Here is a 25,314-nt window from a genome sequence, read left to right as displayed (position 1 = left end):
CCTTCCTCCTAGATTTAAGTGCGCTGAATAAGCTTGCCGAGATAAAGTTTTCCATCTTTTACTTGATAATCATAAAGATCTAATGGGGCTTTCGGAGGAGTTCCCGGCACATTAATCCCATCCTTGGTGTAGAGACCGCCATGGCAAGGACAAAAGAAATGTTCCGGAAATTTGGGATTAGTATTCCAGTTCACCGTACACCCCAAATGTTTACAGATAGGAGACATGGCCATGATTTTATCTCCGTCTTTATAGACCCAAGCCATCAGGGTGGTATCTTGTCCTTTCACCCAAGCATCATCCATCTTCACCTTAAAAGAGAAGCTCTTCGGTTCGGTGGTTATCTCATTGATATCCGCCACCGGAACCATGCTCGATTCTGTCCCCGCTTTTAGCGCAGGGTCTATCGCCGCACGTATCATCGGCGTGAGGATGGTCGCAGCCAAAAACCCTCCCACCCCCATCAGGGTGTAAGTGAGAAACTGCCGACGGGATACCTCTCCTGCCCTGCGGTCCGGCTCTCTTTCTTGTTCCAAATCCCTTTCAGACATCCCCTTATCCTCCTTTTTACTCCTTACTAAACCTTCTTTAACGGGAAATCGTATCTTTAATAAGAACAAATTCATGATAGCTTAAATGTTAAAATTCTGTCAAGGTTGTTCCATTTCTTCATAATGAAAATGGATACATAAACCCTAAAAGTTCACAAAAAGTTCATTTAGAATACTTATTCATGCCATTTCGCCATGATTTGCTCATAAAGTTCTTGAAAGGAATTTGGTTTCTTCAAAACCACAACTTCGTTTATCCCGGCAGCCATCTCCTGCAAAGGCGTTTCTAAATCCTCCTGAAACGGAAGGAGGATCACGGTAGAAAAATTTGTCCTGAGCGAAGAAAAGTCGCTCAGATGAATTCCTGCGCCGTATAACGGGTAGGGAGGAAAGAGAAATAGACGCCCTTTTAGCTGCTGTTCTGCCTCGGAAAGCCAACCATTCATCTTTTCAAATTCCTCCACCTCCCCAATCCGATTTTCATCGAAACGAATGCGAAAAACGCCAAGAATCGCCGTATCCAGGTACTCCTTTATCTCCTCATATCGGGCGAGATCCTTTGATGCCCACCGCATCTTCATTCCCTCCTCATCCATCCATAAACCAACCATTTACTCTCCTATCAAAAAGAAAACTTGGTATGCACCAAGTCTCTCATTCCTTCCTTATTATATCCTATTTATCTTCAAGTATCATCTTTAGCTCTTCGGTAAGTTTCATAAAGCGCTTCTTGTCTCTCCTGGCCAAGGAGAGATCGATCTCTTCGTAGAGGCGGCGGATCTCATATTCCCTCACCGCATGATCCAAAACCAATTCTGCCATGAGAGAATAGAGTTGATTCGGCACCACATTTTGTTTCTCCAAAGGGGACACCTCCATCACAGGAGAATTTCTCTCCTTTTTATTATACATATTCGAGGAATTGAAAAAATTCTCATCCATACCACCTTCCCCACAAGGAAGAAAGCCGTAACATTTGGATACCTTCCCTCCTTATGACCTCCAAACCCTCCATCCACAACAAGGGAGCAAGAACTCTTTTTTGGAAGATCTTTTCTTTATTATCATAATAAAAAGGAGAGATGAAGGGTTCCAATTGACGATAAAGTTCTTCTTCCCAAAACCCCTCTTTTGTCAAGAGCTTAATCAGAGAAAGAAGAGAAGGAAGATTGGGGATCGGTCTCCGGTAGAGTGAAACCCAAAAGGCAAAAAGATCTTTTGGCGTTACCTGCTCCTCTCCGGCAAGGAGCCTATTTCCCGATTCAGATAAGAGGAGTACTCCAGGCTTCTCCTCAATCCATCCCCGTGCGAAAGCGTAATCATAGAGAAGGGAAAAGAGATCCGGATAATCCCGAAACCGCCTCCCATATCCGAATCGCCATCCCCTTTCGGTCAGAGGGGATTCCCCGGTAGATAATTGCCTGAAAAGAATCCCTTGCAGCCGCTTATGGATCACACCGTCCAATGTAAGCTGAACCCATTCCTCTTTCACGAAACGTAAAAAACGGAATAGATCATGGATCGACATGGGGATTTGTTGGCCATTCGGTACCTCGAACCTCTCGGTTCTCACCTTCTTAACAGAGAAGCCCATTTGTCCACTCGTTTCTTGGAATCGGGGGATGATGGATGCAACGAGCATTTCCTTCAGATCTTCCGGTATCCGATAGATGGAGACATTCCTCTCCTTCCGGTTATAGACCCATCCGTAGCGAAGGATCTTCTCCACGATGGACTCTTCCCCTATTCCGCCCTTCATCAAAACTTTTCTGCCTTCCGAATCAGACTGCACCACCAATTTTGCCCTATGGGTTAATTCTTCCAGGGTATACCCTTTCCGTTCCTCGGCTAAGAGCAAGAGGAGAAAACTTCTTTCCGCCGGGGTAAGACGTTCCAAACGCTCCTTCATTTCATGAGGGTTAAAAATCTGCTGTAACAGGGATTGCAGCAAATCATTCTTTGAATGGAGGTTTACCTGTAGGTCGTACTCTTGGGCGATTCGGCTTAAGTGATGAATGTCGGCATAGACCAAGATATCCGGTAACCGCATTTCCACCCCCCCTATCCCTTGGTATCCTCATTCATTGCCATCTTCCAATCCCCTTATACCCCTCGGCATATGAAAAAAAGCATCCCCCTTTACGTTGATCGCATGGGGGATGCTTAAAGCTTTTTTATGATTAGCTCCGTTTCCCGTTCTTGGAACGGCTCATCCTCAAACTGACCCAGGTTAATAGGAAATAAAGTTGCAGTATTAAGAGAATCAGTCCAATCCATAACGGGCTTATCGTACTGGAAGAATTCCCTCTCTGCAAGAGAAAGGCATCTCCAATTCCGGCAACCATCTTTTCAAGAGGGAGAGACTTAAACTCATGATCGGATGATTCGGCGTATTGGAGCGAGCCGCTTCCCACCACCACATCGATGGATAAAGCCCATGTCTTTTGGGAATTGCGCTCGCTGGGGGGATATCCTAGCCAAATGGAGAACGCGAGGAAAAATAGGAGTGCGCTAAAAAGGAACGCAACCCATCTCCGTTTCTCCACCAAAAGAGGATGAGGGTTCATCGAAAGCGGAAAAGCCCACGCCTCCTCCTGACGGATTCTAAACATCACCTTCTCTGCGAGGATCGAAGAGCTCCTCCCTCTCATCTCTGATTCCTTCACTTCTTCTCTCGTCATCCTTAATTCCTGCCTTCTGAGTAGGTTTCCAGTATATAGGATTCCAATTGTTGGCGTAAACTGGTCCGCGCGCGAAAGAGAAGAGATTTTACCGAACTGACGGTAAGCCCTAACAGTTGAGCGATCTCCTTATACTCCATCTCTTCATACTCCCGTAAAAGCAAAGCCGATCTTTGCGTATCAGGGAGCTTCTGAATCGCCTCCCGAACCACTCCCGCCCTTTCCTGGCGGAGAATCTCTTGATCGGGGAGGGGGTCGTGGGAAACCAGAGATAAGGCATACTTCTCATCGATATAGATTTCGCTGTTCCGGCTTCTACGAAGTTCGCTTAAGACCGTATTCTTGGCAATCGTATAAAGCCAAGTGGAAAAAGCCGCATCTTCGTCCCGGAAGGTATGTAAATTCTTATAGGCCTTATAAAAGGTTTCCTGAACCAGATCATCGGTCATCTCGTCATAACGGTACGGTTTTAATATTCTGGAGATAAAGAGGAAAATTCTCTTTTCATAACGAAGGATCAGCTCAGAATAACTCTCAATATTTCCTTCTTTCACTTCGCGAATCAGTTGTGAATCGCTTTTCTCCACGGGCCTTCACCACCATGTGATCTATTTTCGGCCCTCTCATCTTCTTATACGTAAAGTAAGAGGGAATGTTGCGAAACGCGAAATTTTTTTATCCACTACGATTCATAGATGACAAAGGAGCGAGTTCCCCGTAACCTCCTTCCTTGCCCAAACGGAGGAGAAGTAACCGGCAAAAAAAATCTTTTCCCCCGCAGGGAGACCCAGCGCAACTGAACGATTCCCTTTCTATAAGCATCGTATGAAAGCGAGATGAGGTCTGCATCTGCACCTATGTAAAAAGATCCTTTTTTGGGAAAAAGGCCGGCCTTTTTCGCAAGGCGGCGGGACATTCCTACCTCTTTCTCTGATGGAAAAAAGGGGGCCATATCCGGAAAGTTATCCGTTGGGAATTCGCGCAGTTCAAATGTTAACTTAACTCGATCACTTAAATAATACCAATAGTTGAGGGCTTCTTCAATCTTTTTTCTCACAAAAAAAGGGGAAGATTCACTCTTTTGAAGGAGATAGAAATGAAGATCATAGTGTTGTTGATGTTCCTGAAGGCTCTTCCAGGGAAGATGAAGAAAACGATCCCCTTCAAAAATAACCAGCATAATTTCCTTAATGCCTTCTTTCGCCGCCTCCGTAAGAATTCGAGGAGTCAGGAAACGAGCAGGCAGTTGGAGACGAAGGGCAAAATCAAGGGGAGAATCTCGGTGCAGAGCTTCCGAGAAGAGAATCTCGTGGAATAAATCTCCCCTTCCCTCATAGAAAATCGTATCAATAAATGATGTATATCCGTTCTCTAAGAGCTTTCTCATAAAACTGCGATAACGGCGTGGATGATAGCGAAAGCGCTGAAGAGGGCGTTCATAAATCCTGCCAGGGAGAATCAACTCTTCGAAGCCGTCTTTCTCCTCCCCTCGTCCACCCGCTTCTCTCATAAGTCGCGTGCTCTTACCTCTCCCGTCCCCCACCCCATCGTGACGGTAAATCCTCTGAATCCTCCCCTCTTCCACCCAAAATTCTGCAGACCGTTCCTTCCCCTCCTGATCCAAATAGATTGCTTTCGGAATGATCCAGCGATTCAATTTCCCTTTTCCCCCTTCTTTCGTGCTTTTTTTCTGAACGGCGCATGCATCCTCCTCACAAACCGGAATACTAACCCGAATGGGCTCATAGAGAAGGGAACGCCTTTCCCAATTGTCGCCATCGCCGTTCCTCTGCCCGCTTCCCTTCATACCCCATCCAGAGAAAGAGAAAGAAGAGAAATAGCCCTACCCATTCACTATACAAATAGGAGAAGGTGAGGAGACGATAGGGTTCCGCCAACAGGTCCACCCATTCCAATACGAAAAAGGTAAAGGGGGTGAAAGAGTATACGAAGCGAAAGAAGAGGTAGATCACAAGGAGAAGGACCAAGAATAGAAGGAAAGGAACCTTTTCACAGCGATAATAACTGCGGGAAAAAGAACCCAACATATACGTGAGGAAGGCACTGACCACACCGATGATGAGAATCAGGATCTCATAGAGTGTAGCCCGAAAATCGGATACGGGAAGGAAAAGATGCAGAAAGGCAGGAAGGAAATGATCCTTTCCATTGATGAGGAGCGTATACGTTAGCGTGAGAATGGTTAAAAATCGCCACATAAGAACCTCCCCTCCTGTAACCATCTTATGAAGGGAAGAAAAAAAAAGAACCGTTCTGTCCCATTCGGAACCGGAACGGCCGTGTCAAGGCACACGTTAGATATATATAAGATAGGAGTGGAGAGAAACCATACTAACCATATTATACACCGTCATTTTAGTTTGTCAAGCCATTTTTCTAAACATTTGTACTTTTCCACGTCACTAAACGTATTTTTTCTCTTCATCGATGTAAGCGCATTCACATAAATGCCATTTTTCTTCAACCCAGAACTGTTGCTCCTCCATCACAAAAAGTGGATTAGAGTTCCTCCCAACGCTCCCGTTATTACAACAATCCACGGAGGAGTCTTCCAAAAAACAAGCAAAATAAACAGGATAGAAACTAGTGCAAAATCAACAGGTTTTTGAATGGAACTGGTCATCATGGGGTCATAAAGAGCGGCCAATAAGATGCCTACAACCGCTGCGTTAACACCGATCAGTGCCCCTTGGATATTCGGTTTTCTCCGAAGTGAATCCCAAAAAGGCATGATGCCGATCACAAGCAAGAAAGCCGGCAAAAAAATACCGATCGTAGCTACCGTTGCACCTAACCATCCCCCCATGATCGCTCCTAAATAAGCTGCGAATGTAAATAAGGGGCCGGGAACGGCTTGGGTGGCTCCATAACCGGCAAGAAATGCCTCTTCACTTAACCAACCTGTGGGCACCACTTCTCTCTCAAGTAACGGAAGGACAACATGACCGCCACCAAAGACCAAAGAACCCGCTCTATAAAAACTGTCGAACACGGCTACCCAATGAAAAGAACTTAAGCTCCGAATCAAAGGTAAGCCGAATAATAATCCAAAAAACAAAATAAGACTACTCACTGCGACATAACGTGGAATCGGAACTCGAATCTCAGGCAGTTCGGGAATTTTGTTCTCCTTATAAAGAAATAAGCCGATCAGTCCGGCCATCACAAGAATCACAATCTGACTCACCGCGGCTTGCCACAATAAGGTAATCGTGGTAGCCATGATCGCGATGGTTACCCTGTTTCGGTCAGGTGTCAGCTTTTGTCCCATTCCTAATAGAGCATGTGCAACGATGGCCACCGCAACCAACTTTAATCCATGAATCCATCCGGAATTGCCAATATCGAACGCTCGAAGTAAAAATGCGAAAAGGACCAAAGCAATCGCTGAGGGAAGGGTAAAACCAATCCAGGCTGCCACCCCACCCCATAATCCTGCACGCATCACGCCAATTCCAATTCCAACTTGGCTGCTGGCGGGACCAGGCAAGAATTGACATAGTGCAACTAAATCGGTATAACTGCGTTCATCCATCCACTTTCTTCGGCGAATATATTCATCGTAAAAATAACCAAGGTGAGCAATCGGCCCGCCGAACGAAGTTAACCCAAGTTTAGTGGAAACAGCCAGTACTTCCAGCAAAGGTTTCAACCGACTCATCGTTTTTCCTCTTTTTTGATTCACATCGCGTTTTTTTACGGCGCCATCCTTTCTCCATCTCAAATCCTATTTTAAAGCCAAAGTTGGTTCGTTACAAGTTACCGCCGCAGCTCAAGGTCCAACTCCCAAACCTGTCTTAGCGCCGACATGCAATTCAACCGCCAGAACACCGTACCCCCATGGAATGAACTAGACAATATCAACAAACGTTGGCGATGACGATCGATGGGTTTTCGGCGAGTGAAATCTCTTTCTGGGTAGACAATATCCGGATGACCGGCCTTTGCATATGAGAACTGATTTTGATCACAATCGCCTCTTCTCCGGTATACAACCGCACTTTGGTCCCCGGGGGATAGGAGGGGATGTTCTGAACAAAAGCATTTACAATCGCCATGGGGAAAGCCACTTCATTTTGTGCCATGATCATTTCAAGCGCCTCATGAGGAGGAATATTCAAGTTTGAAATCAGATTTTCATAATAGTCGCTAAGGCCACAAATCAGAGCGTATTCATGAATCTGCTTTTGGGACAGCCCCCGTGGATAACCGGTTCCATCAAGGCGTTCATGATGTTGATAAGCGATATGACCCGACAGGAGACTAAGCTCCCTCTCCTTACGGAGGATGGAAAAACCTGCTTCCGGATGCTCTTTTTCCTCCGACGTGACCACTTTGCCGATATCATGCAGCAAACACCCCACCGCAAGATCCTTCATTTTCAGTTGGTTGTAGCCAAGCGCTTTGGCAATTTGCAGAGACAATAGCGCCACATTCACTCCATGGGCATAAGGTCGAAGCTCCTCCGCCAGCGTGGAAGTGGGCATAGGCAACAAAACGGGCCTTCGCTGCACTTCGGCAAGCAACTCGGCCACACTCTTCAAGATCATCGGAATCGGGAGCGGCTTCATGGAGGCTGCCGCTTCGTAAGCCAGATGAACCGATTCCATCACATCCATCCAAGCCGGCATGTCAAGCATCTCTTCAAGGGTGATCCCTTTGGATATTGCATCTTCCACGACCAACGTAGAAATACCCATTTGAACCATCCGTTCCAAATATTTCGGATGAATCGAATGATTGGCGCCAAGCAAAAGCCGCCGCTTTGAATCAAAGATAGGTTGAGCCAATACCATCGATCGCTCGTCATACTGGTTAATAGGGATCAGTCTCACACAACATTCCTTCTTTCCTTCGTAAATCAAAAAACAAAATCCTATCCCGAAAAAGCCAGGATAGGCTGCATTATTTTCAGTCTATGCTTCTTCGGAAACCGGCTGCCATGGCTTAGTAGCTGTAGGCCCGTGGCTTTGCGTCCCTATTTTTCAATAGGTTTGCCTTTTTCGTAAGCGTTTTTTATAAGTCTTGAGACCTAGGTACAGAGTCACTCATAATATAATCAATTGGGGAGTACGATGTCAATATATGTCGAATTTCTTCCTAATGTTTTGATATTTTGAGGCTCATCATGGGGATTTCAGAATTTGGGACCTTAATTTCTTGAAAAAATAAGCCACCGCAAAAATTGCTGCTATCAGAATCCCGAAGAAAAGAAAATATTTCTTGATCGTATGATGATACTGCTCCCATTTGGGTCCAAACATTTTCCCCAAAGCGATAAACGTGTTTACCCATAGAAAAGCTCCGGTATAGGCGTACGCCATATACCTGTGAAAAGGAATGCGGGTAATTCCGGAGAAATATCCTGTCATATGCCGAATTCCGGGAATAAAATAGGCGATCATTAAAAACGGAATACCATAACGGCGAAACCATTCCGAGGTTTTTTCCAACCGTTCAGGCCCCATATGAATGCGCCACCCATGTTTTTCAAAAAACGGCCTGCCCAGTTTATACCCAATGAAATAGGATAAGGTGATCCCAACGGTCGTTCCGAGCCATGCCAGAAGGATGCTCAGGATCCAATTCAATTTCCCTTCAAAGACTAGAACGCCCGCATAACTCATCAGCAATTCTCCAGGCAGGGGAAGGGCGAGCAGCTCCAGCATCAACGCAAAAAACAAAACGATGTAACCATCATGTTGCAGATCAATGGATAGAAAGGACACGTTCGTCCCCCTTCCTCGTTTCTATCCAGATAGGATTTGCCTCTTTTATGGAAATATACCGAAACGCTCTTTTGATGATTTTTTCATCATCGCAGCAAAATTCGTCCGACGCAGAAAAAGCTCCCAATCCACGATCGAAATGGAATCGGGAGCTTTATGATGGTTTTTTGCACAGGATCACTTCACTATGAATTGACCCATCATCCCGGCATCCTCATGCTCTAAAATATGACAATGATACATAAAGATTCCTTCATATTGAAAGGTTGCAATCGCTTTTACCGTCTCTCCCGGTTGGACGAGTATCGTATCTTTCCAGCCGCGCTCATTTTCCGGAGGCATTTCACCATTCCGCTCCAGAACCTGAAATTGCACGCCGTGGGCATGAAACGGATGTGCCACCCCCATCATTCCACCCATCATCCCCATTCCCGCATTGGATATTTCCCAAATCTCCGTTGCGTTTAACGGCACTTCTTCATCAATCCTGGCGGGATCCATCTGTTTTCCATTAATGTTCACCATGCTTCCCATCCCCTGGAAAACAAATTTTCTTGTTCTCTGTGCGGTGGATGGGTCCGGTTTTGGAATCGTCGTGAGTCGTTCCGGAATCTCTACATCCTTCGCGGCCTTATCCGTAACCACAAATTTCATTACGCTTACATTACCGTCCAGCAACTCCATCCGCTCACCGGTTTTGAAACCGGAAAAGTCGACAATGATTTCCGCTCTCTCCGCAGGACTTAAGACGGCCTGGTTTAACTTTACCGGTTTCTCCAAAAAGCCCCCGTCAGAGGCGATTTGCCAAAAGGGGGTGTCGCCGGTAAATCGAAAATGATAAATACGGGCATTGGACCCGTTTAGAATCCTAAATCTTACCTTGCCCTTTGGAACCTCCAGATAAGGATTTATCGCTCCGTTGACCAAAATCGTATCCCCCTGAAATCCTTGCATGATATCCATCATACTTAGGTTATATGGCATCCCTCCGTTTTCGAATCGACGATCTTGAACCACCAAAGGAAAGTCGTTCACGCCATAATCCTTTGGGATGTTTAGTCGGTCGGAAACTTCATCCTCGATGTAAATTAATCCTGCCAAGCCTTTATATACTTGTTCCCCGGTATTATACATGGGATGAGGATGGAACCACAACGTCGCAGCCGGTTGATTTACGGTAAATTGAGCGGTCCATTCTTCGTTCGGCTGAATTCCATTGTGCGGTCCTCCGTCCATTTTTCCGGGAAGTTCGACACCATGCCAATGGACGGTTGTGATATCGTCCAACAAATTCTTCAAATGGATCGATACGTTTTCTCCCCGCCTCAACCGGATCACCGGACCCAGATAATCGCCGTTATACCCATAAGTTTCGGCTTTCATCCCATTTCCAAAATCCTTGACCGAGCGTCTCGCCGTGAGCTGAAACTCCCCCTTTTTCGGAGAAGGGTCTAGATCCTCCAGGAGGGGCGGTACCGGCAATGCTTTTTCGCTGTTGGAAGAAAAAAAGGCGCGATTAAGCCAGCTCGCAAAGGGAGCTTGGACAAAAAAGATCGCAGCGAGAATGAGTATAATTCCCAAAACAAGCCTCTTAACATTCACCTTGTTTTTCATCATAACCTCCAATGATTCTTGTCCGGGTGCCAGTAACAGGTTCTTCCTAATTGTAATGCATCGATCCTATTTTGTCGCATGAAAAGACTCTCTGTTTCGAAACAATCATGAAAGATAAAGAGTGTCCTGAAGCATCGATTTACATTCATCCAGCTAATTTTTCAACTTCTTCGGATCCTTTACTCGTATGGATACCACTTCTCCGCAATCCAGACAGACGGTGTAGATTTTCTCGGTGCCGAAACCAAGTTTTTTCTCCAAGGGGCGAAGATGGATAAAATCCGTTGCCTGCACTAACGAATTCCCGCCGCATTTTGGACAGTTCTTTTCAGAAGCGCCCATCCCCTATTCACCTCCTATTTCTATTTCCTCTTTACCTTTATCCATTATCCTCCTGGTTTTCCATGTTATTTTTCCAATTATTGTATCACAAATTTCGCAATCCGGTCTACTTCCGATCGGTCATTCGCCCGAAACCGATCAGATTCTCATTCGGCTTATGGTTGGCATCTTCCGTGATGGCGAAATAAGAGATGCTTGGAAGCCCTCTTCTACTTTGATCGCAATCCGTTCAAAGGGCTCTACACCGGGAGGAGTTAAGGAAGGGGGTAAGGATAGAATGTTTGAGGATACTAAGTTACAAAAAAGTATCTACTTGCGAATATAGAGTCTATCCTTCATAATAACTGTGTCACGTATTATAACGTGTTCCCCCAAATGCCTAAACCAACCGAGATTAACCCGATTTCACGGCAGTATCGGAATTTCCTTCCATCTTTGGCGATGCAGATGAAGAGGCACATGATCGCAGAGGCCCATCTCTTTCGCAAAGGTGGCCGGTTATCCAACTTCGATCATTTGTTCTATCCCGATGGAAGGACCACGGAAGGCCGGAGCGGTTGTTGGGCGGAGGGAGAATGCCCGGCTAAGGAGAGTGATCCATATGGAGTACCGCAGAATAACGACGATTCAAGATCCCTTGTTCAAACAAATGCACCAATTGATGCAAAACGTGTTCCCTCCTGAAGAGGTATTGGAATTCGAGCTTTGGAAAGAACCACTTGAAGATCCGGGAATTCGCGTCTTCGTTGCCGTACACGAAGGGAATGTGGTGGGCGCGACGGAGTACCGCTATTACGAAGATTTTAATGTCGCGATGACGGACTTCACCATCATCGGTCAAGCAGGACTAGGCATCGGCCGGTTTTTAGCCCAAAAGAGGTTGGAGGATTTGAACTCCTTAGCTGCAGCAAATGGAAAGCAGTTATATGGGATGTTTGCCGAAATCTATGATCCTTATCGGGTAGAGCATCATGAATTTGGGGGGATTAAGCCCATGGATCCATATGTTCGCCGTGAGGTGTTGTCTCATCTTGGTTATAAGCGGCTTGACTTCCCCTATGTCCATCCATCCTGGAAAAATGACGGAGAAGCTGTCTCCGGTCTCGATCTCTGTTTTCTTCCCACGGATGAGAACGTGAATGAACTGCCGGCGGATCTGATCGTGGATTTTTTGACACGTTATTATTCCGCACTATCAAACAAGCCACAGGTTTGGTATGAAATGATTGAAAATCTGGCAGCAAAAGATACCGTAGCGCTATTCCCCATTTAAAGAGGATTCCCCATAACGGGAGTACCTTTTAAAATTTTTAAAATGGAGAGAAAGAAAAAGGCCGATTCGTTGCGATCGGCCTTCTCTCGTCTCCGGCGGAGGATAAAAATGTCCATGCGATTGCTTTTCAAGATCCCTTCCGTACGCCGCATCCGGGGCATTCTCAGGAAAGGAAAAGGGGCCTGTGGGTTCAGGCTTAGATCATCAAATGAACCGCCTATTGTTTTTTCAAAAGGAGGAGCTCCTCTTTGGTAAGTCCCGTCACTTCCATGATTGTGTCCTCGTCGAAACCTTTCTCCAACATATTCCTCGCAGTCCGTTTAATGCCTTCCTTCATGCCTTCTTTTATGCCTTCCTTCATACCTTCTTTTATGCCTTCTTTTATACTTTCTATCATGCCTTCCTGCATCGCTTTTTCCCGTTCTTCCCTCATCCAATCCCGGTAAATGGGAGATTCCATGATCATTTCCCTCCTTATCATCGAATGGATCCACTCTTTGGGGTAAATTTCGCCGGCCAAAAACCCCATAACGGCCAGCAAATCTCGCCGAAGCGCAATATCGGTAACCTTCATGATCGCATCCACGCCATACTGAAGAGCTTCTTTGCGTATTTTCCGTGGCGTATTTCTTCTCATCAGGGGGAGAAGGGGGTATAACCCCACCCATCCGTTGTTCACGATCTCTTGGGGGCTAAGTTCCCAAATGCGGATCACCCGGTAGGTGTACGCCAGGAATTTCTCTCCATGCCACTCTTCCTGCAGGAGATGGGTTCCATGATCGTGTGTCGGATAAAAGTAGATGAACACAGAAGCGGCGTATTAGTCCTTTTTCAACTTCTTCGGATCCTTTACTCTTATGGATACCACCTCTCCACAATCCAGGCAGACCGTATAGATTTTCTCAGTGCCGAAACCAAGTTTTTTGTCCAAGGGGCGAAGATGGATAAAATCCGTTGCCTCCACAAAAGAATGCCCGCCGCATTTTGGACAGTACTTTTCAGAAGGGCTCATCTCCCATTACTTCCTGTTTCCTCGGAATCTTTATCCATTCCAAAAATACACAATCAATCCTGCAATTCCGATGATCGTACAAATTAGACCCCCAATGCGAGTGTTCCAAAGATACAAATCCGACGGTTCCGACGCATCACGCGATTTCCACCGTTCTGTGATTTCCCAAAACCAGACAGGTTTGAACAACAGCAACATGCCTACCATGGTGAGAAAGATGAAAAGAATCATCCCCTTCAATCAAGCTTCCTCCTTCTTAAAATGATGATTCCTTCGCCAGCTTCTCATCGGAGGGGAGAAAGAAGGTGAAAAGCCCCAGCACGGGAAGAAAACCGGCGAGGAAAATCATATTCTTCACCCCGATCAGGTCGGCGAGGCTGCCCAGGGCAACGGCGCCGATGGCCCCCATTCCAAAGGCGAGGCCCACGATGAGGCCGGAGATGGTGCCCACCTTCCCCGGGAAGAGATCCTGTGCATAGACGACGGAGACGGAGAAGCTGCTTAAGAGAATAAAGCCTAGAAGAGCGAGAACAGGATAAGCCCAAAAGGCATTGACATAGGGCAGGAGGAGTGCAAAGGGAAAGGAGCCCACCATGGAGAAAAGGAGGAGGTTCCGCTTCCCAAAGCGGTCTGCCAGAGGTCCACCAAAGAACGTTCCCGCCACGCCTGCGAACAGGAAGAGGAAAATGTAAACTTGGGCCGCATCGATGCGAATCTTAAATTCTTCGATCAGATAAAAGGCGTAAAAATTGGAGATGGCGGTAGAATACCAGGAACGGATAAAGACGAGCAAGACGAGAAGTCCCAGGGCAAAGCCCGCCGTTTTTTTCTGCCGGCGATGCTCCTTCTTTCCCTCTTTTTCCTCTGTTTCCTCCGCTCCCGAGAAAGGTTTCCGCACGATGAGCCTCACCTGCCGCAGTTGTTCCCGGTACCAGGAGGCGACGTAGAGGAGTACGATGGCAGCCAGAGCGGCCACCGTGGTAAACCAGATGGCCCCGAACTGGCCCAGGGGAACAAAGACGAGGGCGGTAAGGACCGGCGCCAAAGATTGTCCGAAGTTTCCTCCCACTTGGTAGATGGATTGGGCCAGGCCCCTCCGGTTCCCCGCCGCCAGATTGGCGATCCGGGATCCTTCGGGGTGGAACGCAGCCGAGCCGAAACCGATCAGGATGACCGAGGGGAGGACAAACCAAAAATTGGGTGCAAAGGCTAAACCCAGCATACCCAGCAGGGTTGAAACCATGCCGAGAGAGGGCAGATAAGGGGAAGGCCGGTTGTCGGCATAGAGACCCACCACCGGCTGCAGGAGAGAGGAAGTAATATTTAAGGCAAACGTAACCATTCCCAACTGCATGTAACTGAGATGCATCGACTCTTTCAGAATGGGAAAGATGGCCGGAATGACCGATTGGGAGGTATCGTTTAGCATATGAACGAGGCTGATGGAGAAGAGGATGGAAAAAACGGTCCTCCTCTCAAATTGTTCCCTTTCCATCGCTACTTGCATATAAATCCCTCACTACTCTTTAGAATATCGAATGATGAATCATATACTAGATCGTCTCTCCTTAATAAAAAAGCAATCTCTCATTGTTATCGGCTAAAAAGGATGAAATAGGACCCCCTGTTCCACATGACAGGGGGACCCCATTCCTGAAACCATTCTATTCCCCTAACCCCGCCAGTTGATCAAAAAAATGCGGGTAGGAGATGACGGCGATCTCCGGATCCCGGATCACCACCGGCTCTTTTCCCTGGGCAATGCTCCCCGCCACCGCCAGGGACATGGCGATGCGGTGGTCGTGATATACCTCCACTTCTCCTCCGCAGAGGGGGGTGGGCCCTTCAATCACCATGCCGTCGGAAGTGGCCTCGATCTTGGCCCCCAGCTTCTTTAGCTCCGTCACCATGGCGGTAATGCGGTCCGATTCTTTCACCTTCAGTTCCTCCGCATCGCGAATCACGGTAGTACCCTCCGCCTGGGTTGCTGCCACGGCCAGGACGGGAATCTCATCGATGAGCCGGGGAATCATCGCCCCGCCGATGGAGGTTCCTTTCAGGGAGGCGCTCCGGACGAGAAGATCGGCCACCGGTTCTCCCCCTTCCACCCGTCGGTTTTTCATCTCGATCTTCGCCCCCATCGTTTGCAAAACGTCCAGAATGCCTGTACGAGTGGGGTTCACCCCGACGCCCTCCACGAGAAGCTCCGCGTCGGGATGGATGGTGCCCAGGACTAGAAAGAAGGCGGCCGAGGAGATATCCCCCGGCACGGTAATCTCCCTTCCCTTCAGGGAGATGCCCCCGGGAACATAGATCCTCCTTCCCCCTTCTTCGAAACCAGAATCCGTGGAGAATGGATGAAGCTGTCCCTCATCGGAAGACGCATTGGCGGGGGAAAGAGGTTCCGTCCGAATCTCTCCGCCGAAGAAGCGGAGCATCCGCTCCGTGTGATCCCGGGTAGGGACTTTTTCGACGATCTCACTCTCCCCTTCGGCGGTTAATGCGGCCAGGATCAAGGCAGATTTCACCTGGGCGCTTGCCATAGGCAGGGTATAATGAAGGGAGTGGAGGGGCCGACCCTGGATGGCGATGGGGGTTCGCTCCCCGCCCAGGCGGCCATAGATTTCCGCTCCCATTCGGCGCAGCGGATCCACCACCCTTCGCATGGGACGCCTTGCGATGGAATCATCTCCATCGAGCACCGAATAAAAGGGCTGTCCTGCCAGGATGCCCATGGTGAGTCGGATCGTAGTTCCGGAGTTGCCTACGTTCAACACATGGGTGGGTTCTTTTAATCCTGATATGCCCCTTCCATGCAGGATGATCTCCTCTCCTCGGTCCTCCGCCTCTACTCCCAATTGACGGAAAACGGAGAGGGTGGAGAGGGTATCTCCCCCTCGCAGGAAACCCCGAATGCGGCTCTCCCCTTCCGCTATGCTTCCCAGCATGACGGCCCGGTGGGAGATGGATTTATCCCCCGGAACGCGAAGGCTCCCCTGTAGATGCTTTTTCGAATCAATGACTCTCTTCTGGCCCACGCCGGAGCCCCCTTTCTATTGATCTTCGTCGATCCATTTCGGTCGATCGTTACGAAAATTTTCTATGTTTTTTTGATTAATTTCTGTGATGAGTACCATGAAGAGTCGTTTAAGAAGAAATTTTTTCCCTTATTTTCGTATGTAAAGTAAGGACGCCTTTCACAAGGGAAAAACTACTCTCTTTGATAGAGGGTATAGCCCAGCTTCGCCAGGCGATCCCTTACCCGATCCCGATCCGCACCATTTCGGAAGGAGAGACGGAGCACCCCCATGATATCCTCCCGAAGCTCCAGGATTTCAATATTAATTAGGTTAATCCCCATCTCCCCGATCAGGGTGGTAATCTTCCCGATCTCGCCGGGACGATCAGGAATATCCAAGTAGAGATCGTTTAAGGGGCGGAGGGCTCCTGCATTCCGCTCCGGCAGGCCGTTCCGAAAAAGGGCGGCCCGTTCAAAGAAGGCTCTAATCCTCTCCCCATCCTCCTGAATGAGGGATTCTTTCAGCACCTCCATATCCCGGTTCCAGGAGTCGATGATGCGCAGGAGATTCTCCCGGTTATCCAGGGTGACATCTCGCCAGAGATCGGGATTGGAAGAGGCGATCCGGGTAATGTCCTTAAAACCGCCCGCCGCAAGTCGATGATACCACGGGTTTTCCCCATGGAGCCGCTCCACTTGATTCACCAATAGTCCCGCCACCAGATGGGGAAAGTGGCTGATCATCCCCACCACCTGGTCATGGAGCTTAGGGTCCAAATAGATAAACTGGGCCCGGGTGGGGGCAAGAAGTTCTTCCAACTCCTTCACCTTCTCCTCCGGCGTCTTTTCCGTAGGACTTAGGACGTAGAACGCGTTCTCAAAAAGGAGGGGATTGGCCGCCTCCACCCCCGACTTATGGGAACCGGCCATGGGATGGCCGCCAATAAAGGTGACCTCATGACGGCTTAATACTTCCGACGCCAGGGAGACGATGGAAGATTTCGTGCTGCCCACATCGGTGATGATCATGCCTGGTTTTAAGGAATAACCGCTTAGGGTTTTGAGCAGTTCCTGTATGGTGGCGATGGGAGTGGCCAGGACAACCAAGTCGGCCCCTTCCACGGCCTCCTCTAGGGAAGCGGCCGCCCGATCGATGATGCCAAGCTCCAATCCCTTCGTTAGACGCCGTTCCTCTCGATCGTAACCCCATACCTCCGCCTCCGGATTTTTCTTCAGGCAGACGGCAAGGGATCCTCCGATCAATCCTAATCCGATCACGCTAATTTTCTTCATCGGTTCTGCAAGATCCTTTCTATCTCCCGGAAGAGGATTTGATTCTGTTCATGGGTGCCGATGGTGATCCGCACCGCATTCCCTCCCATGGGGCGCACGATCACCCCGGCGGGGAGGAGCTTCTCATAAAGTTCCTCACCGGAGAAGGGGAATTCCACATAGATGAAATTGGTCTCGGTAGGATAGTAATGAAGTCCCAGTCGATCCAGTTCCCCGTAAACGTAGGGAAGTTCCCTCCGGGTATTCGCTACCGCCTCCTTCACAAACTCCTGATCTTCCAGAGCGGCGATGGCGGCTTCCTGGGCGAGCAGGGAGAGATTAAAGGGCTTCCGCACATGTTCCATCGCCCGGATGAGGGGCTCCTGGGCCACGGCGTAGCCGACCCTAAGACCCGCGAGCCCATATGCCTTGGAGAAGGTGCGAAGCAAAATGAGGTTGGGATATTTAGGCAGGAGGGCTAAGGTATCGGGATAATCGGGAGCTGCGACATATTCGTAATACGCTTCATCCATGACGACCAACACATGGGGAGGGACCTGGGCCAAGAAAGCGGTCATCTCCTTCTCCCCCACATAGGTTCCGGTAGGATTGTTCGGATTGCACATCCAGACCACCGCCGTATTCTCATCGATCTGTCCCAGCATTCCCTCCGGATCAAGCCTCCCCTCCCGGTTCGGCACCTGCCGCACCTCCCCCCCTGCGATCATGGTGCTGATCTGATACATGGCAAAAGAGGGCGTTCCCATCACCGCATTCTTTCCCCTCTCGAGGAATGTGATGGCGATCATCTGAATCACTTCATCGAGCCCCGTTCCGAAAAGGAGTTCTTCCTCCTTTACCTTCAGATGGCGGGAGAGCTGAACCCTCAGGCGGTAGGCCCTGCCGTCGGGATAAAAATGGATCTGATCCAGGACGTTTCGGATCGCCTCTTTCACCTTGGGAGAGGTGCCCCAGGGATTTTCATTGGAGGCCAGCTTAATGACGGAGGTAAGTCCATATTCACGCATCACTTCTTCAACAGGTTTCCCCGGTTTATAAATCGGTACATTGCGCAAACTCTCTTTTTCTCTACTCATCGTTCCCCCGGCTTCTTTCTTTTTTCATTTTTTCTGATCCATTCCTTGTGAAGATTCTCGTTTTTTTATTGTAGCACTTTTTAAAAAATCTGTAAGCCCCGTTCCTCTTTTTTAAAGGAAAAAGCCTTCGTTTCGGAAGGCTTCTAAAGGTTCGGTCGCGGTTGTAATCCAAAAGGAAATCCTACACCATTTCTCGCAAGAAAAACAAACCCTTTCTTCCTTTAACGGGAAGATACCCTTCCGGAAGGAAGGAACGCCTCACAAAACTCTTTAATTCCTTTCCCCTCATGGAGATGTCGGATGAGGGCGGAACCCACAATCACCCCATCACAATAAGGGGATAGTTCTTCCACCTGCTCCCTCTTGCTCAGGCCAAACCCAACGCAGACCGGAAGGTTGGAGTGGGATCGAATCTCCTGGAGAAAGGGAAGGAGATTATCGGAAAAATGATCCCGCGCTCCCGTAACCCCGAGAGAGGAGACGGCGTAGATAAAACCCTCCCGCTTCGAGAGAATTTTGGCCAGACGCTCCTTCGACGTGGGGGCGACCAGAGGGATCAGGGGAATGCCCAGATTGCGGCTTACGTTCAGCACCTGTTCGCTTTCCTCATAGGGGAGGTCCGGGAGGATCACCCCATCCCCCCCTGCACTTGCCAGATGGGTAAAGAATCGTTCCACTCCATACTGAAGGACCGGATTGATATAGGTGAGGAGGACGATGGGGAGATTAACGCGTTCCTCTCGAGCTGTCCGGATCAAATCGAAGACCTTCTCCATCTTCATTCCGGCGGCCAATGCCTTGGCAGCGGCCATCTGGATGACCGGACCATCGGCCAAGGGGTCCGAGTAGGGAATGCCTAACTCGATCACATCGGCTCCTTCCTGAGCCAGTTCCTTCATGTAGATGAGGGTCTCCTTTTCAGAGGGATCTCCTGCCATCAGAAAGGGGATGAAGAGGGGACGGTCTCCCTTCTCTTTTCTTTTCTGAAAAGCTGCCATCAACCTTGCCGTCATACCTTTGTCCCTCCCTTTTGCTTTGTTTCTTTCTGTTCGTCCTCTATATCTCCTAAGGAAAAATGGTTGATAAGGGTCTCCATATCTTTATCCCCCCGACCGGAGAGGTTGATGAGGATCGGGCCTTCCGTCTCCCGGACAATCTTCATGGCATGAGCGACGGCATGGGCGCTCTCCAGGGCGGGCAAAATCCCTTCCAAACGGGTGAGGAGTTGCACGGCTTCCAGGGCTTCCTCATCGGTGACCGATACGTATTGAGCCCTCCCGCTCTCCATCAGATAAGCATGTTCCGGACCCACTCCCGGATAATCCAAACCTGCGGAGATGGAGTGGGCCGGGAGGATCTGCCCTTCCTCGTCCTGGAGCAGGTAGGTGTAGGAGCCATGGATCACCCCTTTTTTCCCTTGGGAAAGGGTAGCGGCATGTTGTCCGGTTTCAATCCCCTTCCCTGCCGCCTCCACCCCGATCAGGCGGACCGGGTCATCGAGGAAGGGGTAAAAGATTCCCATGGCGTTGCTGCCGCCCCCGACCGCCGCAACAATCGTATGGGGGAGCCCACCGGTCTGCTTTACCATTTGCGCCTTCGCCTCATCCCCGATGACCCGCTGGAAATCTCTCACCATCCGAGGATAGGGATGAGGTCCAACCACGGATCCGATCATGTAGAAGGTATCCTCTACATGGGCGACCCAATAACGGATCGCCTCATTGGTGGCATCTTTTAAGGTGCGGGTTCCGCTATCGGCAGGGACGACCTCCGCTCCCAGGAGGCGCATGCGAAAGACGTTTAAACGCTGTCGCTTCATGTCTTCTACGCCCATGAATACTTTACACTCGAGGCCCAGGAGGGCGGCCACCGTAGCAGCGGCCACACCGTGCTGGCCTGCTCCCGTCTCGGCAACCAATTTCTTTTTTCCCATCCGTTTGGCGAGAAGTCCTTGGCCCAATGCATTATTAATCTTGTGGGCGCCGGTATGGTTCAGATCTTCCCGCTTTAGGTAAATGGGAGCCCCTCCCAAATGGCGGGTTAAACGTTCCGCATAATAGAGGGGAGTGGGTCTCCCATCATAATCGGCGAGAAGATCCTTTAGTTCCTGCCGGAAATCCTCCTCCTGGGAGAAGCGGGCATAGGCTTCCTCCAGCTCCTCCAACGCATACATTAACGTCTCGGGGACGAATTTTCCTCCAAAGGAACCGAATCTTCCTTTTGTATCCGGGAAACTTCCAATCATCCTTTCACCCTCTTCACCAATTTTTGGATTAACGAAAGGTTTTTCTTTCCATCTATCTCAACACCGCTGGAAACGTCGATCCCATCCGGTTCATACGCCTCCAGGAGGCGATCCACATTCTCCGGGGTGATACCGCCCGCCACCCAGAGGGGAATCCCGTAGGGGCGGAGAAGCTCCCGAAAGAAGGGGATGAGACTCCAGTCAAAAGGGATCCCCTGCCCTCCAAATCCCTTTTTCCCCGCCGTATCGACGAGGAGGATGTCATAGAAGGGAACTTCTCCTTTTAAGGATTGGAGCCCTTCCCGATTGCCCGGCACTCCTCGGATGACAGGGAGGGAGAAGCGCTCCTTCACCGCCTCGATGAAGCCCCTCTCCTCTCCGCCGTGAAGCTGGATCAGGTCGATCCGGTTGGCCGCATGCGCCGCGGCGATCTCCTCAAGGGTAGGACGGACGAAGACCGCCACACTTCCTCTCACATGGCTTAGATCGAAACGGGCAAACTGCTCCGGGGTAACCTTTCTCCGGCTTCCCGGTGCAAAGACGAATCCGAAATAGTCGATGGAGAGTTGGGCTGCCTCCCTGAGGAGCATCGGATCGGTCATACCGCAAATTTTAAGGGTGGTCACCATGATGCCCCCTTTCCACTACTCAAACCGATGCCGCTGCCGAAAACGTACAAAAACGCTTGCTCCCGTCGCTTGAAAATGCTCTTTCAATCCTTCCTTATTTAAAGATGGATCCTTCGTTGAAAACTTCTTTTCATGCTTCCTTTGAGCTACGCGCCCACCAAGTTTCGAACCGCCTCCCCGATCCTCTTTTGCCGCATGAAATGTTCCCCGACCAGAATGCCGTCCACTCCCATCTCCTTTAATTCCTCTACATCTTCCGGAGTAGAGATGCCGCTTTCGCTAATCAACACGACCTCTTCCGGGACAAGGGGGGCTAGCCTCCTGGTGGTCTCCAGGTTGGTGACGAAGCTCTTCAGATTCCGGTTATTTACGCCTAAAAGATCAGGTTCTAAGGGAAGAGCCAATTCCAGTTCCCTCTCATCGTGGACCTCAATCAAGACTTCCAGCCCCAATTCCCGGGCAAGGTGCCTTAATGCGGAAAGCTTCTCCGGGGAAAGGGCAGCCACGATGAGCAGGATCGCATCGGCGCCGAGCATCACCGACTCAAACAGCTGCGCTTCATCGATGAGGAAATCTTTTCGCAGGACAGGCTTGCCCGATACCTCCCGGGCCAGGGGGAGGTAGGCAGGATCCCCCTGAAAGAAGGAAATGTCGGTCAGGACGGAAAGAGCATCCACCCCGGCCTCCCGGTATTCGGAGGCGATCTCCTCCACATCGAAGTCCGGACGGATCAGCCCTTTCGAGGGACTCGCCTTCTTCACCTCGGCGATGAGACCGATTCGATTAGTTGAATGAAGGATGGCCTCCTTTAGGGAGCGAAGCTCCTTAACTTGGGCAGGTGTGACTGCCCCTCGTCGAATTTCAATCTCTTTCTTCCACATGCGGGATTTCTCCCGTAACGCTTCCGCCTCTTTTCTCTTTACCGCCAAGATTTGATCCAGCAAAACCTTCCCCCCTCCATCTCCTCTGTTTCTGCACCGCTTTCCTCTCTCTCGCCGATTTATAAGCTCCACGGACCGATCTTCATGGGAGAACGGCTCTCACCTAAGCAAAAAGCCTCTTTTTTCCCGCATTTTGCAAACGCCTGAGCTGTTCCATGGCAAGACCGCTTTGAATGATCTCCCGGGAGCGTTCCACACCCTCCCGTATGGAAGAAGCAAGGCCCGCCACATAGAGGGCGGCGCCGGCGTTGGCCAAGACGATCTCACCGTCGGCGTTCTCCTTTCCCCGGAAAATCTCGATCATGGTCTCCGCATTCTCCTTAGCGCTCCCGGTGGAATAACTGCCGGCCGGATAAAGGGTAAGCCCCAGCTCCTCCGGAGAGATTTCAAATTCGTACAATTCCCCTCCCTTTAATTCCACCACACGGGTTAGGGCGGAGACAGAGATCTCATCCAACCCGTCATGGGAGGAGAGAATGAGAACATGCTCACTCCCCAGTTCGCGTAGAACTCTCGCCAACCGCCGGGCATAGGAGGGGTCAAAGACGCCGATGATCTGCCGCTTCACCCCCGCGGGATTGGTGAGAGGACCGAGGAGATTCATCAGGGTGCGGAACCCGATCTCCTTCCGGGGGCCTGCCGCATGTTTCATCGCCTGGTGATAGACCGGAGCAAAGAGAAAACAAAGATTGGTCTCCTCCAGCATTTCTTTCGCCTCTTCCGGACCAAGTCCGATAGGAATGCCCAGCTCCTCCAAAACATCGGCACTCCCGGAGCGGCTGGAAAGGGCGCGGTTCCCATGCTTTACCACCTTAGCCCCTCCCGCAGCGGCCACGATGGCAGCCGCCGTCGAGACGTTAAAGGTTTTGGCCCCGTCCCCCCCCGTCCCCGCCGTATCGATCGCCTTCTCGTCCGCTTCGATCTTCACCGCATGCTCCCGCATCGATTGGGCAAATCCCAGGATCTCCTCCACCGTCTCCCCTTTCATCTTCAATGCCGTAAGGAGGCTGCCGATCTGGGCAGGAGTGGCTTCACCTCCCATAATCTGATCCATGGCCTCCTTCGCTTCCTGTCGGGTCAAGTTTTCTCCTTCTACCACTTTCTTTAACACTTGGGTCAGCATCTTCCTCTACTCCTCTCTTCATGTTCCGGTTATTTCACCGGATAAACATCTCTTCTCCGCTTCATCTCTTCCGCCATCGCGATGGCTTCCAACAACGCCTTCGCCTTATTCATGCTTTCCTCATATTCCCTCTCGGGTACGGAATCGTAGACAATCCCTGCACCGGCCTGAATCTCCGCCGTTTTCCCCTGGAAACGGATGGTACGGATGGCGATGCAGGTGTCGAGATTTCCGGTCCAGCCCAGGTACCCGATCGCTCCGGCGTAAGTCCCCCGCCCCTCCCGCTCCAATTCACCGATGATCTCCAGGGCACGAATCTTTGGCGCCCCGGACACGGTCCCGGCAGGAAAGACGGAGAGGAGTGCATCCAAGGGGGTAAGTCCCCTTTTCAATCGGCCGCTTACCTGGGAAACGATGTGCATCACGTGGGAATAACGCTCGATGATGCGAAATTGGGGAACATGGACGGAGCCGGCCTCCGCCACCCGCCCCAGGTCGTTTCTCCCCAGATCGACCAGCATCACATGTTCCGCATTCTCCTTCTCGTCGGCGAGAAGTTCTTCCTCCAGCCGCCGATCTTCCAGAGGATCCTTTCCCCTCGGCCTCGTTCCGGCGATGGGTCTCGTCTCCATCCTTCCCTCCTCCACCCGTAACAGAAGCTCGGGGGAGCTGCCCACATAAACCTCGTCGCCAAAATCGAGGAGGTAGAGATAGGATGATGGATTTAAAATCCGTAAAAGGCGGTAGACGGAAAGGGGATCCGCCTCCGTCTCCACCGTCAGCCGATGAGAAAGCACCACCTGGAAAATATCTCCGGCCCGGATGTACCGACGTGCCGTTTCCACCATCTCCAGGTACTCCTCCCGGGAGGTGTTGGATCGATATGAGATTTGGCGCCCTTGCAAGGGAAATTCCCCCAAGGTGGGAACCCGATCCCTGCTGTCCAAAATCTCGTCGGCCATCTGCCTGAGATATGCCTCTCCCTTTTCCTCCTCTACCCGGGAAAATTCCTGGGTAGGGGAGAGAAGATGATGGATCAGGGTAATCGATTGGGTCTTGTGATCGAAGACGATCAAGTCCTGGGGGAAGAGGAGGCGGATCAGATCCCCTTTCCCTTTGCGGGGCACTTTTTCATAATGATGCAGAAGTTCAAAACCAAAATAGCCGATGCCGCCGCCAGGGAAACGGGGAAGACCCGGCGTCGCCAGGAAATGAACCTGTTCATAAAATCGGCGCAACAAGAAGAGGGGATCCTCCGTCTCCAGGATGTATTGTTCCTTAAGAACCTGTAACTCCCCTTTGCCCTCCCGATAGCGGTAGAAGGCAAAGGGATGAAGGGCGATAAAGGAATAGCGGGCCCACTTCTCTCCCCCTTCCACGCTTTCCAAGAGAAGAGTACCCTCCCCCCGGTAGGCGTGATAGAGGCGGATCGGAGTGAGAGAATCGGCCAGAAAGGTGTAACGTAGGGGTTTAATATACAGGGGATTGGGGAGACTTGGGGCTGAATGGGGGAACGACATGGTTTCCACTCCTCTCAGGTCATTTGGAATCGGCGAGAAGAGGGCATAGAGAGATAAGAAAAGCCGGGGATAGCGAATCCCCGGCGTTCGTTCTAGGGTATTCCATTCGCTCTCCTCATCTCCGCTATGCTCTTCTCTGCTCTGCTTTGCTAACCTTTGGGGATCTTCCTAAGATCCTCGAGAAAAGATCTTCACACCAAACTCTTTCCGGGCTCCTCATGGGATCTCTTATCTCCCGCAGCCAG

At 50.2% G+C, this 25,314-nt stretch carries 27 protein-coding genes and 1 riboswitch; of the genes, 1 reads left to right on the top strand and 26 read right to left on the bottom strand.

Translation table 11 applies throughout. The features are described from left to right. Positions 1–14: 14 nt before the first annotated feature. From THEAE_RS0104985 to THEAE_RS0104920, 13 genes are all read right to left on the bottom strand, one after another. A complete protein-coding gene (locus THEAE_RS0104985; protein ID WP_005583337.1) occupies positions 15–551 on the bottom strand; it encodes a QcrA and Rieske domain-containing protein in 537 nt (178 codons plus the stop codon). Positions 552–727: 176 nt separating this feature from the next. Then, positions 728–1,126 carry a DUF2487 family protein gene (locus tag THEAE_RS0104980; RefSeq protein ID WP_169729958.1) on the bottom strand — a complete coding sequence of 133 codons (399 nt, stop codon included), beginning with the start codon at positions 1,124–1,126 and terminating at the stop codon, positions 728–730. A gap of 100 nt (positions 1,127–1,226) precedes the next feature. Continuing rightward, a complete protein-coding gene (locus tag THEAE_RS0104975) occupies positions 1,227–1,415 on the bottom strand; it encodes an IDEAL domain-containing protein (protein WP_028986714.1) in 189 nt (62 codons plus the stop codon). Between the two features lie 70 nt (positions 1,416–1,485). Further along, positions 1,486–2,601: a hypothetical protein gene (locus THEAE_RS0104970; RefSeq protein WP_028986713.1), complete on the bottom strand. Its 1,116-nt coding sequence runs from the start codon at positions 2,599–2,601 to the stop codon at positions 1,486–1,488. Positions 2,602–2,731: 130 nt separating this feature from the next. Next, positions 2,732–3,232 (bottom strand): hypothetical protein, encoded by a 501-nt coding sequence (locus THEAE_RS0104965; protein ID WP_028986712.1) that lies wholly within the window; start codon positions 3,230–3,232, stop codon positions 2,732–2,734. A gap of 2 nt (positions 3,233–3,234) precedes the next feature. Beyond that, positions 3,235–3,819, bottom strand: a complete 585-nt coding sequence (locus tag THEAE_RS0104960) for an RNA polymerase sigma factor (protein ID WP_005583342.1) — start codon at positions 3,817–3,819, stop codon at positions 3,235–3,237. A 95-nt stretch (positions 3,820–3,914) separates the two neighbouring features. Beyond that, a complete protein-coding gene (locus THEAE_RS0104955; RefSeq protein ID WP_156920544.1) occupies positions 3,915–4,889 on the bottom strand; it encodes a hypothetical protein in 975 nt (324 codons plus the stop codon). Positions 4,890–4,974: 85 nt separating this feature from the next. Further along, positions 4,975–5,451 (bottom strand): hypothetical protein, encoded by a 477-nt coding sequence (locus tag THEAE_RS0104950; RefSeq protein ID WP_028986710.1) that lies wholly within the window; start codon positions 5,449–5,451, stop codon positions 4,975–4,977. A 287-nt stretch (positions 5,452–5,738) separates the two neighbouring features. Beyond that, positions 5,739–6,914, bottom strand: a complete 1,176-nt coding sequence (locus THEAE_RS0104940) for a chromate transporter (protein WP_039944276.1) — start codon at positions 6,912–6,914, stop codon at positions 5,739–5,741. Between the two features lie 199 nt (positions 6,915–7,113). Then, complete coding sequence (locus THEAE_RS0104935) at positions 7,114–8,088, bottom strand: HD-GYP domain-containing protein (RefSeq protein WP_028986708.1); 975 nt, start codon at positions 8,086–8,088, stop codon at positions 7,114–7,116. Between the two features lie 90 nt (positions 8,089–8,178). Further along, positions 8,179–8,262, bottom strand: a riboswitch (cyclic di-GMP riboswitch). Positions 8,263–8,379: 117 nt separating this feature from the next. Next, positions 8,380–8,982, bottom strand: a complete 603-nt coding sequence (locus THEAE_RS0104930; protein ID WP_028986707.1) for a DedA family protein — start codon at positions 8,980–8,982, stop codon at positions 8,380–8,382. A gap of 177 nt (positions 8,983–9,159) precedes the next feature. Continuing rightward, on the bottom strand, positions 9,160–10,596 hold the full coding sequence (locus THEAE_RS0104925; RefSeq protein ID WP_028986706.1) for a multicopper oxidase domain-containing protein: 1,437 nt from the start codon (positions 10,594–10,596) through the stop codon (positions 9,160–9,162). A 153-nt stretch (positions 10,597–10,749) separates the two neighbouring features. Further along, positions 10,750–10,938 carry a hypothetical protein gene (locus tag THEAE_RS0104920; RefSeq protein WP_028986705.1) on the bottom strand — a complete coding sequence of 63 codons (189 nt, stop codon included), beginning with the start codon at positions 10,936–10,938 and terminating at the stop codon, positions 10,750–10,752. 601 nt (positions 10,939–11,539) lie between these two features. On the opposite strand from THEAE_RS0104920, the gene THEAE_RS0104915 reads away from it, so the two are divergent. Then, the gene (locus THEAE_RS0104915; protein WP_028986704.1) at positions 11,540–12,211 is read left to right on the top strand and encodes a GNAT family N-acetyltransferase; all 672 of its coding nucleotides are present in this window, start codon (positions 11,540–11,542) and stop codon (positions 12,209–12,211) included. Positions 12,212–12,428: 217 nt separating this feature from the next. Here THEAE_RS0104915 and THEAE_RS19975 read toward each other — a convergent pair whose 3' ends face one another. The 13 genes from THEAE_RS19975 to trpE all read right to left on the bottom strand — a co-directional run bounded on the left by THEAE_RS19975 (position 12,429) and on the right by trpE (position 25,069). Continuing rightward, entirely contained in the window at positions 12,429–13,019 is a 591-nt protein-coding gene (locus THEAE_RS19975) for an RpnC/YadD family protein (RefSeq protein WP_052329753.1), read from the bottom strand. A 12-nt stretch (positions 13,020–13,031) separates the two neighbouring features. Further along, positions 13,032–13,223: a hypothetical protein gene (locus tag THEAE_RS0104900; protein WP_028986703.1), complete on the bottom strand. Its 192-nt coding sequence runs from the start codon at positions 13,221–13,223 to the stop codon at positions 13,032–13,034. A 30-nt stretch (positions 13,224–13,253) separates the two neighbouring features. Beyond that, on the bottom strand, positions 13,254–13,454 hold the full coding sequence (locus tag THEAE_RS0104895; RefSeq protein WP_039944792.1) for a DUF6199 family natural product biosynthesis protein: 201 nt from the start codon (positions 13,452–13,454) through the stop codon (positions 13,254–13,256). Between the two features lie 25 nt (positions 13,455–13,479). After that, positions 13,480–14,730, bottom strand: a complete 1,251-nt coding sequence (locus THEAE_RS0104890) for an MFS transporter (RefSeq protein ID WP_028986701.1) — start codon at positions 14,728–14,730, stop codon at positions 13,480–13,482. A gap of 157 nt (positions 14,731–14,887) precedes the next feature. Continuing rightward, positions 14,888–16,261 (bottom strand): 3-phosphoshikimate 1-carboxyvinyltransferase, encoded by a 1,374-nt coding sequence (locus THEAE_RS0104885; RefSeq protein WP_156920543.1) that lies wholly within the window; start codon positions 16,259–16,261, stop codon positions 14,888–14,890. Positions 16,262–16,434: 173 nt separating this feature from the next. Next, positions 16,435–17,535, bottom strand: a complete 1,101-nt coding sequence (locus tag THEAE_RS0104875) for a prephenate dehydrogenase (protein WP_028986698.1) — start codon at positions 17,533–17,535, stop codon at positions 16,435–16,437. Further along, positions 17,532–18,611: a histidinol-phosphate transaminase gene (hisC, locus tag THEAE_RS0104870; protein WP_028986697.1), complete on the bottom strand. Its 1,080-nt coding sequence runs from the start codon at positions 18,609–18,611 to the stop codon at positions 17,532–17,534. The genes THEAE_RS0104875 and hisC overlap by 4 nt, the downstream gene beginning before the upstream one ends. Positions 18,612–18,832: 221 nt before the next feature. Beyond that, the gene (gene trpA, locus THEAE_RS19970) at positions 18,833–19,624 is read right to left on the bottom strand and encodes a tryptophan synthase subunit alpha (RefSeq protein WP_052329752.1); all 792 of its coding nucleotides are present in this window, start codon (positions 19,622–19,624) and stop codon (positions 18,833–18,835) included. After that, positions 19,621–20,856: a tryptophan synthase subunit beta gene (gene trpB / locus THEAE_RS0104855; protein ID WP_028986695.1), complete on the bottom strand. Its 1,236-nt coding sequence runs from the start codon at positions 20,854–20,856 to the stop codon at positions 19,621–19,623. Before trpB ends, trpA begins: the two co-directional genes overlap by 4 nt. Continuing rightward, complete coding sequence (locus tag THEAE_RS0104850; protein WP_169729957.1) at positions 20,853–21,482, bottom strand: phosphoribosylanthranilate isomerase; 630 nt, start codon at positions 21,480–21,482, stop codon at positions 20,853–20,855. The genes trpB and THEAE_RS0104850 overlap by 4 nt, the downstream gene beginning before the upstream one ends. Positions 21,483–21,631: 149 nt before the next feature. Beyond that, entirely contained in the window at positions 21,632–22,429 is a 798-nt protein-coding gene (gene trpC / locus THEAE_RS0104845) for an indole-3-glycerol phosphate synthase TrpC (RefSeq protein ID WP_028986693.1), read from the bottom strand. A 100-nt stretch (positions 22,430–22,529) separates the two neighbouring features. Next, on the bottom strand, positions 22,530–23,549 hold the full coding sequence (gene trpD / locus THEAE_RS0104840) for an anthranilate phosphoribosyltransferase (RefSeq protein WP_028986692.1): 1,020 nt from the start codon (positions 23,547–23,549) through the stop codon (positions 22,530–22,532). A gap of 29 nt (positions 23,550–23,578) precedes the next feature. Continuing rightward, entirely contained in the window at positions 23,579–25,069 is a 1,491-nt protein-coding gene (gene trpE, locus THEAE_RS0104835; protein WP_052329751.1) for an anthranilate synthase component I, read from the bottom strand. Positions 25,070–25,314: the final 245 nt, after the last annotated feature.

This window comes from Thermicanus aegyptius DSM 12793 (assembly GCF_000510645.1).
In the GTDB taxonomy this organism is placed as follows: Bacteria; Bacillota; Bacilli; order Thermicanales; family Thermicanaceae; genus Thermicanus; species Thermicanus aegyptius.
The sequence above is the reverse complement of the archived record's forward strand: the minus strand, read 5'-3'. Positions and strand labels throughout refer to the sequence as shown.